At 42.7% G+C, this 13,661-nt stretch carries 12 protein-coding genes; all 12 read right to left on the reverse strand.

The genetic code is table 11. The annotated features are described in order from the left end of the window. Nucleotides 1-5: 5 nt before the first annotated feature. Nucleotides 6-2,333 (reverse strand): DNA translocase FtsK, encoded by a 2,328-nt coding sequence (locus A6755_RS18745; RefSeq protein ID WP_063591650.1) that lies wholly within the window; start codon nt 2,331-2,333, stop codon nt 6-8. Between the two features lie 238 nt (nt 2,334-2,571). Further along, nucleotides 2,572-2,799 carry a YlzJ-like family protein gene (locus A6755_RS18750; protein ID WP_034313564.1) on the reverse strand — a complete coding sequence of 76 codons (228 nt, stop codon included), beginning with the start codon at nt 2,797-2,799 and terminating at the stop codon, nt 2,572-2,574. Beyond that, nucleotides 2,796-3,542, reverse strand: coding sequence for a ClpP family protease (locus tag A6755_RS18755; RefSeq protein WP_034313566.1), 747 nt, complete (start codon nt 3,540-3,542; stop codon nt 2,796-2,798). The genes A6755_RS18750 and A6755_RS18755 overlap by 4 nt, the downstream gene beginning before the upstream one ends. A 122-nt stretch (nt 3,543-3,664) precedes the next feature. Continuing rightward, entirely contained in the window at nt 3,665-5,335 is a 1,671-nt protein-coding gene (locus A6755_RS18760; protein ID WP_034313569.1) for a ribonuclease J, read from the reverse strand. Nucleotides 5,336-5,617: 282 nt separating this feature from the next. Continuing rightward, entirely contained in the window at nt 5,618-6,487 is an 870-nt protein-coding gene (gene dapA / locus A6755_RS18765) for a 4-hydroxy-tetrahydrodipicolinate synthase (RefSeq protein WP_034313572.1), read from the reverse strand. Between the two features lie 46 nt (nt 6,488-6,533). Then, nucleotides 6,534-7,760 carry an aspartate kinase gene (gene dapG, locus A6755_RS18770; RefSeq protein ID WP_034313576.1) on the reverse strand — a complete coding sequence of 409 codons (1,227 nt, stop codon included), beginning with the start codon at nt 7,758-7,760 and terminating at the stop codon, nt 6,534-6,536. Nucleotides 7,761-7,865: 105 nt separating this feature from the next. Continuing rightward, on the reverse strand, nt 7,866-8,921 hold the full coding sequence (gene asd, locus A6755_RS18775; RefSeq protein ID WP_034313578.1) for an aspartate-semialdehyde dehydrogenase: 1,056 nt from the start codon (nt 8,919-8,921) through the stop codon (nt 7,866-7,868). 211 nt (nt 8,922-9,132) lie between these two features. Then, on the reverse strand, nt 9,133-9,735 hold the full coding sequence (locus A6755_RS18780) for a dipicolinate synthase subunit B (RefSeq protein WP_034313581.1): 603 nt from the start codon (nt 9,733-9,735) through the stop codon (nt 9,133-9,135). Continuing rightward, the gene (gene dpaA, locus A6755_RS18785; protein ID WP_063592611.1) at nt 9,732-10,634 is read right to left on the reverse strand and encodes a dipicolinic acid synthetase subunit A; all 903 of its coding nucleotides are present in this window, start codon (nt 10,632-10,634) and stop codon (nt 9,732-9,734) included. Before dpaA ends, A6755_RS18780 begins: the two co-directional genes overlap by 4 nt. Nucleotides 10,635-10,862: 228 nt before the next feature. Beyond that, a complete protein-coding gene (locus A6755_RS18790; protein WP_034313586.1) occupies nt 10,863-11,132 on the reverse strand; it encodes a YlmC/YmxH family sporulation protein in 270 nt (89 codons plus the stop codon). A 158-nt stretch (nt 11,133-11,290) separates the two neighbouring features. After that, complete coding sequence (locus A6755_RS18795; protein WP_063591651.1) at nt 11,291-12,517, reverse strand: M16 family metallopeptidase; 1,227 nt, start codon at nt 12,515-12,517, stop codon at nt 11,291-11,293. A 46-nt stretch (nt 12,518-12,563) separates the two neighbouring features. After that, nucleotides 12,564-13,523: a polysaccharide deacetylase family protein gene (locus tag A6755_RS18800; protein WP_034313591.1), complete on the reverse strand. Its 960-nt coding sequence runs from the start codon at nt 13,521-13,523 to the stop codon at nt 12,564-12,566. Between the last annotated feature and the right edge of the window lie 138 nt (nt 13,524-13,661).

Here is a 13,661-nt window from a genome sequence, read left to right on the forward strand (position 1 = left end):
TTTACCTATGATGAATGCGCTTCATCTTGTTCATCTTTTGTAACCAATACATTTCGTGGTTTACTGCCTTCATATGGACCGACAATTCCCCTAGCTTCCATTTCATCAATCAATCTGGCTGCCCGGGTATAGCCAATCCGGAAACGGCGCTGCAGCATGGAAACGGATGCAGTCTGCATTTCTACGATCAAGGATACCGCATCCCCATATAAATCATCTTCAACTTCACCATTTGAGGTTTCTGCAATTTCATCGGGTATCATTTCTTCGTTGTATTGTGCTTTTTGCTGTGAAATGACATATGTGACAACTTCCTCGACTTCATTGTCGGATAAAAAGGCCCCTTGGACGCGGACCGGTTTTGAAGCTCCTGAAGGCAGGAAGAGCATGTCACCCCGGCCTAACAGTTTTTCGGCCCCGCCCATGTCGAGGATCGTTCTCGAATCGGTCATTGATGAGACACTAAAGGCAATCCTAGATGGGATGTTCGCTTTAATGACCCCTGTAATTACATCTACGGATGGCCGCTGAGTGGCAATTATCAAGTGGATGCCAGCAGCACGTGCCATTTGTGCAAGCCTTGTGATGGCATCCTCTACATCGTTAGAAGCGACCATCATCAAATCTGCCAGCTCATCGACAATGACTACGATATAAGGCAGGAGCGGCTGTTTGGCGTCTTCTTCTATGTTATACCGGTTAATGTAATCATTGTAGCCTTCAATATTTCGCGTACCGGAATGAGAAAATAGCTCATAGCGCCTTTCCATTTCACTGACCACTTTTTGCAGAGCCTGTGCAGCTTTCTTCGGATTGGTCACTACAGGTGCGAGTAAGTGGGGAATTCCATTATAGACATTCAACTCGACCATTTTTGGATCGATCATCATCATTTTCACTTCATGCGGTTTTGCCCGCATCAGAATACTCGTGATAATCCCATTGATACAAACGGATTTCCCGCTGCCCGTAGCACCAGCCACTAGTAAATGCGGCATTTTATTGAGCTCCGCCTTAACCGCTTCACCGGAAATATTCCGCCCTAAGCCTATTTGCAGTTTTGCGTCAGGCTTGTCAACTTCTTTGGCCTCTAAAACTTCCCTTAATGACACCATCGCCACTTCGGAGTTAGGCACTTCTATTCCGATTGCCGATTTTCCGGGAATCGGCGCTTCGATCCTAATATCCTTTGCGGCAAGTGCAAGGGCCAAGTCATCGGATAGGCTGACAATTTTACTTACCTTCACCCCTACATCCGGATGTACTTCGTATTTGGTTACGGCAGGGCCTAAATGAACTTGAGTGACCCTCGCTTTCACTCCAAAGCTATGAAAGGTGCGCTCAAGTTTTGCCGCATTTTCATGAATCAATTGGTACTCTCCGCTTTGGTCGGTTTTTTTAGGCTGCAATAACAAAGAAAGAGGCGGTAAAAGATATTCTTTATTCTCCACTTCCGTAAAATTCATAGGCGGAACGGCATCATCCTGGTCCACTGCATTTTCAGCTGCGGTTTCCGGAACAGCGGGAATTATTTCGTTTTCGTCGCTATAGGCTTTATCAGCAAAGCTGGAAATGATCCGTTCCGTCGCCATTTCCTGTGTTTCCTCTTCTTGAGGGAGCTGATCCGTTTCTTCCACCGGTTCGTTTTGCCGTTTCTTCTTTTTCACGGGATTCTTTTTCTTTTCTTTTTTGTCTTCATTCCACGTTTTCACATCATCTCTGAATGCGGACCATTGCTTTTTGAAAAAGCCTCCAAGACCCCTGAAAAACTTCCCGAGGGTTTCACCTAACGTTTTCCCGGTCATTAGGACGGCACCTACAATGATAAAGAGGAATGAAACGATTTTCGATCCAGCTTCGTCGAATAAAAAGTATGAAGCTGCAAATAATATCGCTCCAATCATACCGCCCCCAAGGTCCTTCGAGCTGGCCTTGCCGGTCACTTCCATCCAGAATAGTTCCCATGTATTCGAAATGACGCTGGGCTTCGTAAATGGTCCCCCATCTGCAAGCATGTTAAACAGGGTAACATGACTTAGCAGGAGCATGCTCGCAACAAGGAAGTACATCCCGACCAATTGCCGTTTCAACAGGTACGGGACCTCTCTCTTAATCATCAAATAGAACCCAGCTGCAATTGCTCCCAACAAAAAGAGGATATACCATTCCCCCATGAAGAAGCGGATTAAAAAGACCGTCCCGTTTCCCACTGCTCCAAGCTTGGCAATGGCAATGATGGCCAAACCTATTATGGTGAGGCCAATCAATTCATATTTAAGCGTTAGTTTTAACTTCTCTGTACTATTCTTTTTTCTGCGTTTCTTCTTTGCCATAATATCACCTGATTCTTCATGAAACTATTCTAACTTTCCTATTCAACATCACTACTTGATTTCCCTTCACGAAACAAACGTTCGCTACTGATTATACCAAATAAATATGACCCTGTCCTTGATATATATACCATTCATTCTTTAGGCGGACATTTTTCCCATATAATGAATAAAGCAGCCAAGCGGCTGCTGATTTTCATTCCAGTATATCATAATTTACCTCAGTTAGTCGTATTTACTAATGGTTCATATGTTCGAACACATTTATGACAGCTCCCGGCTGAATGTGTACATTCATATAATCTTCAGGATCGGTGCTGACGATTCGATCAATGCGAAACGTACGGCCACCGTCATGTTCAACCATCACATGTACACCATTGTAGATCATTTCTATTAAATTTGCCGTCTTCTCATGATGATGAGGGAAAATTATTTCTTCAGGAACAATCGTATAAAGCGTCATTGCAGAAGCCCCTCCTCTTCCCCGGCAATTTTTGGCCTTCTTTCTTCCATGAAGCTATTTAGTTTTCTCATGGCCTGGCCCACTCCTCCTACATCATCGATCATACCGATTTCAACTGCCTCGGCCCCGATAACATTCGTACCGATATCACGTGTCAAGTTTCCTTTGGCAAACATTAAATCCTTAAAACTTTCTTCCGTAACGTTGGAGTGGCGCGTAACAAATTTAATGACTCTTTCCTGCATTTTATCCAAGTATTCAAAGGTTTGAGGCACGCCAATGACTAGCCCTGTCAAACGAATTGGATGAATCGTCATCGTTGCTGTTTCTGCTATATAGCTATGGTCGCACGAAACCGCAATCGGCACACCGATCGAGTGCCCTCCCCCAAGTACAATCGAGACGGATGGCTTTGATAGGGAAGCCAGCATTTCTGCGATTGCCAGTCCCGCTTCGACATCTCCTCCGACTGTATTTAATATAACAAGCAGCCCCTCTATATTGGGATTTTGTTCAATTGCCACAATTTGCGGAATAACATGTTCATATTTGGTCGTTTTATTTTGAGGCGGCAGCTGCATATGTCCTTCAATTTGTCCAATGATCGTCAAACAATGGATTTTTGAGTCTTGAGATAGTTGCGGAACATTAGTAGCCCCCAGCTGCTGGATCTTTTCGATTAAAGTTGAATTCTTACCTTCCTGCTTGCCTTCATTTTCGTTTGGTAATGGTGCATTATCCACTATGCCAACCCCTTTCTCTTTTAGCCTATAGCTTTATTATGTCTCGAGCCTCGGACTTCATTCTTCAAGATATAAGAGTCAGAAAAAAGAACCCCTGACTGTTCAAATCAGGGGTTCCTTACTTAATATTCCATTATGATCGGTAAAATCATTGGGCGGCGTTTCGTTTTTTCATAGAAGAATTGGTTTAAGGCATCACGCATTTCCTGCTTCAGCGTAGACCAATCAAAAGGCTGGCGCGACCCATTTTTCTTTACGATTTCACTTACTATTTCAGTTGCTTCCGCAATCATTTTTTCTGATTCGCGAACATATACGAAGCCCCTTGAAATGATTTCTGGGCCTGCTGCAATGCTTTTATCCTGACGGTTCAACGTGACAACTACAATCAAAATGCCATCTTGGGATAACAAGCGCCGATCACGAAGAACGATATTACCCACATCTCCAACACCGCTGCCATCTATCAAGATATTTCCTGCAGAGACTTTGCCGGAAAGCCCCATTTTATTGCCCTTAAGTTCGATGACATCCCCTTTTTCGGCAATTATGATGTTTTCACGCTTAATTCCCGCAGCAACCCCAACTTTTTGATGGGCATATAAATGGCGGTATTCCCCATGTACAGGGATTAAGAATTTAGGATTCATCAAATTGATCATCATTTTAAGCTCTTCCTGGCTGCCATGTCCTGTTACGTGCACTTTATATTTATTGGCAGATACCACTTCAGCCCCTACCCTGTATAGCAAATCGACCGTTTTGGATAAAATAAGTTCACCGCCCTGCAGGGGTGATGCACTGATCAAAACGGTGTCTCCCTTTTTGATCGTTACCTGCTTGTGGGTCTGCTTTGCCATTTTTTGAAGTGCTGCAATGGGTTCGCCCTGATGACCTGTCGATAACACGACGATTTCACGGTCTTCATACTGGCCAATTTCATTAATCGGGATTATCAGCTCTTCTTCGACCTTTAAGTAGCCAAGATTCAAGGCTGTTTCATAAACTCGTTGCAGGCTTTTTCCTACAACTGCCACTTTTCTGCGACTTGCTGCCGCTGCATTGAAAACATGTTGAATCCGGTTGATGTTCGAAGCGAAGCACGCAACGATGATCCTTCCGGAGGCAGCATGGAAAGCCTCTGTAATATCTTTGGCCACAACTGCTTCTGAAGTCGTATAACCTGGCCTCTCGGCACCGGTACTATCCGAAAGCAGGCATAGGACACCTTCTTCACCGATACTGGCCATCTTACCGATTTCCGGTTTATATAGATCCGTTGCTGCCTGGTCGAATTTGAAATCCCCTGTATAAACGATTGCACCTTCACGAGTGTGGATCACGACTCCGACGGAATCGGGAATACTATGGTTAGTCCGGAAAAAGGACACGGCTGCTTGAGGGAAACTTAAAAGGGAATCCGAATCGATTTCAGTGAAAGTTGCCCTGCCGTTAAAGCCATCTTCCTTTAATTTCGTTTTGATTAAAGCAAGTGTAAGCTTAGTTCCATAAACAGGAGCCGGTAAATATTTCAAGACATAAGCAAGCGCCCCCATATGGTCTTCATGGCCATGGGTAATGAATATCCCCTGCACCCGTTCCTTATTATCCATCAAATAAGAAATATCTGGGATAACCGCATCGATTCCGAGCATTTCGTCTTCCGGCAGCATTAATCCTGCATCAAGAAGATAGATGTCCTCGTTCACCTCAACGACGTACATATTTTTACCAAGCTCCCCTTGTCCTCCAAGAGAAATCACTTTTATTCCATTATTTTTATCTTTACCCAATCGAATATCCTCCTTAAAAAATCCCGTTCATAATTTCCCAATGATTTCATTATAACCGATGTTCAAAAAACATGACAACACTTACCATTTTCAGAGGGACTTTTTCATATAATTCAAAAAAAACAACCTATTATGTAAGAGATCCTTTGTACTTTTACCAGTTTCGATTGATCATAAAAAATTCCAATACTATCATCCCGAAATCGGAAAGTATATCCCGTTCATATACATCATTATGTAAAAACAAGCCAATCTTCAACGATCAGCTTGTTCCGTGTCTTTTTATTTTTTTAATACCTTGGTTAATGCCAGGCGTTCCTGCTCCGTCAATGGCACGATTGGAAGTCTCACCGATCCAACGTCAATTCCATATAACTGAAGCGCTGTTTTGACAGGTGCAGGGCTTGGCGCTGCAAACAAACCTTTTATAAGCGGTAACAGTTCCTGATGCAGCCGGGCTGCCTCTTTCAAGTTCCCACTGATGAAGGCCTCCACTATTTTCTGCAGCTCCTTGCCAGCAATATGTGAAGCAACCGATACTACACCCACACCACCAATCGCCAATACCGGTAGTGTTAAAGCATCGTCCCCGCTATATAATGCAAAATCTTCATCCGTGCCGGCTATGATTTGGGTCATAGCGTTTAAATCCCCGCTCGCTTCCTTAACGGCTACGATATTAGGAATTTTCGAAAGGCGGATGATCGTTTCCGGTTCAATGTTAACTGAAGCCCTCCCAGGGATATTATATACCATAACAGGGAGCGTCGTACTGGCTGCAATAGCCTTAAAATGCTGGTACAGCCCTTCTTGATTCGTTTTACTATAATATGGGGCAACCAGCATTATCGCATCGGCGCCATTTTGTTCCGCCTTTTTTGTCAACTCGATGGAAGCATACGTATTGTTGCTTCCTGTACCCATGATGATGGGCACACGTTTTTCAACAACCTTAGAAACATGACGCAATAACGCGATTTTCTCCTCCGAAGATAAAGTTGGAGATTCCCCTGTCGTTCCCGACAGCACAAGCGAATCGGTTCCATTCGTTAATAAGTAATTAACCAATGAAGTCGTCTTTTGAAAATCAATATTTCCCTTGCTATCGAAAGGGGTGACCATCGCGGTTGATACTCTACCAAATATCATCATCTAACACCTCTTTAATTTTTAAAACATTACTTAATAAAAAACCTGATTATTGGACTTCCCCTTCATGCAATTGAAATGCATAGTGCAGGGAATTAACGGCTTCTATTAAATCTTCTTCTTTTACGAGTACCCAAATTGTCGTATGGCTGTCCGCTGACTGGAGAATGGCAATTTCCTTTTCGGAAAGCGCCGTGACAATCTTCGCTGCCACACCAGGTACTCCATTGATGCCTGCACCGACTACCGATACCTTGGCACAATTCCTTTCAATGACCGGTTCATGACCAAGCTCGGCCAAAATCGAGAGGGCAAGTTCTGTCATCTCTTCCGATACGGTATAAACTACACCACTTGGATATATATTTATAAAGTCAACTGAAATGGAGGCATTTGCCATCGCTTTGAAAACTTCAGCCTGTAGATTATATTGATCTTTTTTCGCACGGACCTTGATTTGAGTGATCTTTGGTACATGGGCAATCCCGGTCACAAGCCTTTCACGTATGTCACTGCCCTGGCTTCCCTTGTTCACGCCTGTAACAAGGGTTCCCAAACCTTCGCTGTATGTTGACCTTATCCGAATCGGGACTTTCGCCTGCATCGCAATTTCAACAGCTCTAGGATGAATGACCTTCGCCCCTTGATATGCCATGTTGCAAACTTCCGTATATGAAACGATTGATAATGGACGAGCTTGATCGGCAATCCGCGGATCTGCTGTCATGATTCCTTCCACATCCGTAAAAATATCGACCCGTTCAGCTTGCAATGCGGCACCTAATGCAGCTGCTGAAGTATCACTTCCACCACGGCCGATCGTCGTGATGTCACCATTTTTAGCAGCTCCCTGGAAACCTGCTACAACGACAACATCCTTCACCTCAAGTTCTTTCATGAGGCGATCGCATTTCATTTCGATGATTTTCGCGCTGGAATAGTCGGTATTCGTCATGAATCCTGCTTGAGCTCCAGTATAAGCAACCGCATCAATGCCATGTTCCAAGAGCATGTTAGTAAATACTACAGAAGATATCGTTTCTCCGACAGACATAAGTAAATCCTGTTCTCGCTTTGAAAGGCTGGCTTTGGCTCCATTTACAAGGGAAAGTAAGGTATCCGTTGCATAAGGATCCCCTTTTCTTCCCATTGCTGAAACCACAACCACCACTTTATATCCTTCTTTAATCGCTTTTTCGATATGCCCCTTGGCAAATGAACGGCTTTCCTCATCACGAACGGATGTCCCACCGTATTTCTGGACGATAATTTTCATAATATGCACCCCAAATATAAGCCAGCTCCCCGATCCGGGAAGCTGACAAAAACTCTCTATCCTATTGGAATTTATTTTTCTGTCGAGTTCATTAAGAATAAATTATTACTTAACGGTAACCAAACCTAATTTCAAAAGGCTTTCAGCAATTTGAACGGAATTCCAAGCTGCACCTTTTAATAGATTATCGGAAACCACCCATAAATGGAAGCCTTTATCTTCATCCAAATCTTTGCGAATTCGACCGACGAATACATCATTCTTGCCGACGGATGAAGCAGGTGTTGGGTAAACTTGTTGTTCCGGTTCGTCTTCCAACACTATTCCAGGTGCCGTTCTCATTAAATCCTTGATTTGAGAAGCCGCTATGCCTTCTTTTTCAACTTCAATGTATACAGATTCCGAATGACCTGTTACAACAGGAAGCCTCACGCAAGTTGCAGCCACTGGTAGGTCTTGCATATGCATGATTTTCTTTGTTTCATTAATCATTTTCATCTCTTCGAATGTGTACCCATTATCTTGGAATTTATCGATTTGGGGAATGACGTTAAATGCGATTTGATAATGCTTTTCGTCCCCTTTTACCGGTAATATTTTCGGATCGATCTCTTTATCATCAAGCAAGTCGCGAGCCTGTTCCTTTAATTCATTTATCGCTGCTGCACCTGCACCAGAAACAGCCTGGTAGGTAGAAACGACAATTTTTGATAAGCCATATGTCTGGCGGATAGGCTCTAATGCCACAACCATTTGGATAGTTGAACAATTCGGGTTTGCAATGATCCCATTATGCTGCTTCAAGTCTTCTTCATTTACTTCAGGAACGACTAGCGGCACATTTTCATCCATGCGGAAAGCGCTTGTATTATCCACCACTATCGCACCGCGTTTCACTGCTTCTGGAGCCAATTCCTTAGACACGCTTCCTCCAGCACTGAATAAAGCGATATCGATGCCTTCAAAGCTTTCAGGTTTTGCTTCCTGCACTTCGATTTCTTCGCCCTTAAACGTAAGTTTGATGCCTGCGGAACGAGCCGATGATAAAAAGATGATTTTCTTAATCGGTAAGTCCCTTTGTTCGAGTGTTGAAATCATTTGTTGTCCTACTGCTCCAGTTGCTCCCACAACTGCAATACGCAATCCCTGTGTCTCAGTCATTTATACATACTCCTTTTCTATCTCTTAAATTAGTTATTTGTTGGATTTATTACTTCTTGTTCAGAATATCATTTATTTTATCACATTAACATTCCAAAGGGTCGGACTTTAACAAAATATTCTGGTAGCGGAGTGGTTTTTTATAACTTCAACCTACAAATTTATGCATATATGTCAGTCGTTGAAAGCTAGATCCGTGGCAAAAACTTATTCAGGCTAAATCATCCTTGAACCTTTCGACGATGACAGGTTGAATCTGTTCCCTCTCCAGTGCCGATATGATCGTATCCCTTATCATGCTCATCCTTGCAACCATGGAACTTGGCTTGCCTGTGGGATTATCCTGGCCATATGGAACAAAATAAATATCTTTTGCTGCCATCAGCCTCATTAGATTGACACCATTTAACCCAAGTGCATCATTTGTTGATATCGCGACCACGACTGGACGATGATTCCTCATCGTCGCTTTTGCAGCCATAAGTACAGGCGAATCGGTAAGAGCATTTGCCATTTTACTCATTGAGTTACCCGTTAAAGGAGCGATCACCATACAATCGAGTGGCAATTTAGGTCCTAAAGGCTCCGCTTTGACGATTGTATCAACGACGTGATTCCCCGTCAATTTTTCTATTCTTTCGACCCAGTCTTCGCCCTTTCCAAAACGGGTTTCCGTGTTTTGAACAGTCGATGTTACGATTGGGATGACTTCCGCCCCTTCATTTACAAGTTTTTCTATTTCCGGAAACACTTCATCATATGTGCAATGTGATCCTGTTAATCCGAAACCAATCCGTTTACCTTTGAGACTCATATCATTTTCCCCTTCCTTTTCAAGAACTCGCCTTGAATCAATAGTCCCAGTGCATTCGCTAATATCTGACCAGCTGTTTTCGGGGCGACTATCCCCGGTAGGCTCGGTGCCAACAGCGCCTTAATTCCCCTTTTTTCAGCGTAACGAAAATCCGTCCCCCCCGGTTTTGAAGCAAGGTCGATGATTAATGTATGAACGGGCATATTAGCGATGACTTTTGCGGTAATTATAGGAAAAGGGATCGTATTGATACATATATCAACATTTTTCATTTCTGCAGCAAGATCATTTAAATGAAAAGGGGCTATTGCCATTTCACTGATCCTCGCTATATCTTCGCTTTTTCTTGCCCCCACCTTTACTTTTGCTCCAAGTGCCTGGAATGACCGGGCTACACTCATACCGACCCTTCCCAGTCCTAGTACGGCTACATTCGACCCATGGATAGTAAAATCCGTATGTTGAATGGCCATCATGATCGCACCCTCAACAGTGGGAATCGAATTATAAATAGCGACATCATCACGTTCGAACAATAGAACAAGTTTGCGATCCACCTTCTTGAATATCTCATCGAGGTAATCGTTACTGATTCCTGCATAAAAAGTGCAATGTTCCGGGGTATTTTTTATCATTTCTTCAGTCAAAACAACCTCTTCACTGGAAAAGATCGTTTCTACTTTCCCATCTGAATCCGTACCCCGGACAGGTAAAATAACTGAATCCAATTCCTTGAAGTTTATATCATCCATCTTTTCCTTAACCGCTCCGGTAAAAGCATGATCGAGCTGTTCAAAACCTACCAATAATAGCTTTGCATCAAGCTCCGTCAGTTTACGGACAACTTCAAGCTGACGCGCATCTCCACCAATTACAGCGATTTGCATGCCTGTAAGCATTAAAACCGTCACCTTCTTTATATAAAAGATCCTAAACATTCCTTGCCCCATGATACAATTCATTCAGGAAGCAATTCGGTTTTTGCTACATTCTCTAGTTACCCTGCCATCTTATGTTTTTACTTAAAAAACGGTGATAAGAAAAGAAAAAACGCCATAGCTATTGCCAGCTAAGGCGTTTTCGAGAGTGTATTTCGAAAAGTTCCAAGGAGTATGAAGCGAGCGTCATTATCCGTCCATATGCTCTCCGTCTTTAAGTGAAAGTCCTTCCTGAAAATCAATGATGACCATATCCGTACCGATTTTTTTTATATGTTCCCATGGTACTCTTATTTCACTGCCATTCCTTAAAAGGCCGAACCATTTGACAGATGGAATGATCAACGAGGTAATTTGTCCAGTTTCATCTATTTCCAAATCCGTCTGACCAAGGATCCCTAATCTTTCCGCCCTATTCACATCGACTATTTCCTTACCGCTCAGTTCGCTCAACCTCAATTTTGGTTCCCCCTTTTTCGTCTTCTATTCAATCTATATCCGAAAAAGGTAAACTTAGAAGGCATTTAACCAAATATTGTCCATAACTCTGGACCCTCCCGCACTCAAAGAAAAAAAGCCTGACCTCCCAATGAAGGAAGGTTCAGACTTGTTCGTTGTTATTTGTCCCAATTTTCCAGCGGGCTCACTAATGACAAGGAATGTTCCGTAAAGATCTGATTTGCCAATTCATTGACGGTATCCTCAGTCACTTCGTCAATCTTGATGATGATATCATCAAGGGAACGGTGCTCACCCAACATAAGCTCATTTTTCCCGTTCCGGCTCATGCGGCTATTCGTGCTTTCAAGGCTGAGCATCAAGCTTCCTTTAAGTTGCTCTTTGCTATTCCTTAATTCCTTTTCCGTAATGCCATCCCTTTTTAAAGTATCCAATGTTTCCTGAATGGTTTCATACAGGCTGTCAAGCTGATTTGTGCCTGTCCCCCCATATACTGTCACCATACCGCTATCTTGATAGCTGGAATGATAAGAGTAAACGGAGTAGGCAAGGCCGCGTTGCTCCCTGACGTCCTGGAATAGACGGCTGCTCATGCTTCCCCCAAGGACATTATTCAAGGTAATCAGGCTGTATGTTTTATCATTGCCGATTTCCAATCCGTTGTAACCAAGGCATAAGTGGGCTTGTTCCGTATCTTTTTTACGGGTGATCCTATTTTCGTGGAAGGAAGGTTTGACCAATTCAAGACGTTCTTCCCCTCCTTGATACGAGCCAAAGTAGCTTTCGACTTCATTGATCAATTTTTCATCCACATTCCCAGCAATGGACACGACTACCTTATCGGGTGTATACATGTCATGGACGTATTTTTTTAATGTATCACTATTGAAGGTTTCAAGCGTATTTTCCGTCCCTAGTATTGGATAACCAAGGGGGTGATTTCCATATACCGCCTTGCTTAAGAGGTCATGGACAATATCATCTGGTGTGTCTTCGTACATTTTGATTTCTTCATAGACGACATTTTTTTCTTTTTTCAATTCTTCCCCATCAAATGTTGAGTTGAAGAACATATCAGCCAGGATTTCAAGCGCATAGCTTGCATGGTTATCCATTACTTTAGCATAATAGCATGTATATTCTTTTGAAGTGAATGCATTCACCTGTCCACCGATACTATCGAACGATTCGGCAATTTCACGCGCATTTCTCTTAGTTGTCCCCTTAAAGAACATATGCTCCAGAAAATGTGAAACCCCATTCAATTCTGGCGTTTCATTCCTTGAACCTGTTTTGATCCATACTCCAATTGCCGCTGAACGTACAGTTGGAATATTTTCCAATACAATTCTAACTCCATTTTGACACGTGTATTTCTTAATCAACTAACATTCCTCCCAATCATTCTATGCTGCCATCGTTACCAATACATTATGGATTCGATCGCTCTTCATCTACAGCTTCCGAAACGGTAACAACATCTAAATCTTTCTTTTTTATTTCAATTATTAACGTTTCCAATGATTTTGCAGTAGATTCAGTCGGATGCATCAATATAAATGCTCCAGGGTGTACCTTAGAAAGCACTCTTTGTTGAAGGACTTCAGGGCTTGGCTTTTGCCAGTCGATCGTATCCACACTCCACATGGCGGTCTCCATACCGAAAGAATCCGCGATTTTCACCGTTTCATCCCGGTAGCTTCCACTTGGTGGTGCGAACCATTTCATTTTCAAACCTGTCACAGCTTCAATGACTTCATTCGTTTTTCGAATTTCCTCACGTGTAGCTTGTGCGGATATGTTTTTCATATCTGGATGTGAATAAGAATGATTTCCAATTTCGTGCCCGCCACCCTTAATCATCTTGGCCAATTCTGGATTTTTCTTGGTCCAATTACCTTCAAGGAAAAATGTGGCCTTGACATTATTCTTTTTTAACACGGCCAACATATCTTGTAGGTATTCATTCCCCCAGGCCACATTGATTAAAAATGATACCACTGGCTTTTCAGGATGGGCCCGGTAAATGGGAGCCGGCTCCAGATCCTCCATATGTATCTTTGCAGGGACCTGCTGAAATACCAGCTTATTCTTATCGAACACGCCCTCCTTCTTCATGGCTTTATACGAATCATCAATATTTACCTTCAGGCCGTTATATGCAGGAACGGTTTTCCAAACAGAATCTATTCGTGCATCCTGTGGTGCAATCTCATATTTTTTTGTTGATTCTTTTATTTGTAAAAGAAGCTCGTCTTCTTGCTTCATAGAAGCAACTGAATCATCGGTTAATTGGGTCAAATAAATTTGTGTATATGGATTTTGCACTAATAACCATGATATACCTGCAATGGCACTTATCGCAACTATCTGCTTCCATTTATTATTCATTTTTTACGCCCCCTTCATACCAAAATGTATGAAGAAAACGGACAAGGTAGAACATGACATCCTTTTGACGCCATTTCCCCTATGGATATTCCAATACCTTTAAACAAAAAAAGCATGCAAATTCACAAGGAATCGCAT

Origin of the sequence: Peribacillus frigoritolerans (assembly GCF_001636405.1) — a bacterium.
Taxonomy (GTDB): Bacteria; Bacillota; Bacilli; order Bacillales; family DSM-1321; genus Peribacillus; species Peribacillus frigoritolerans.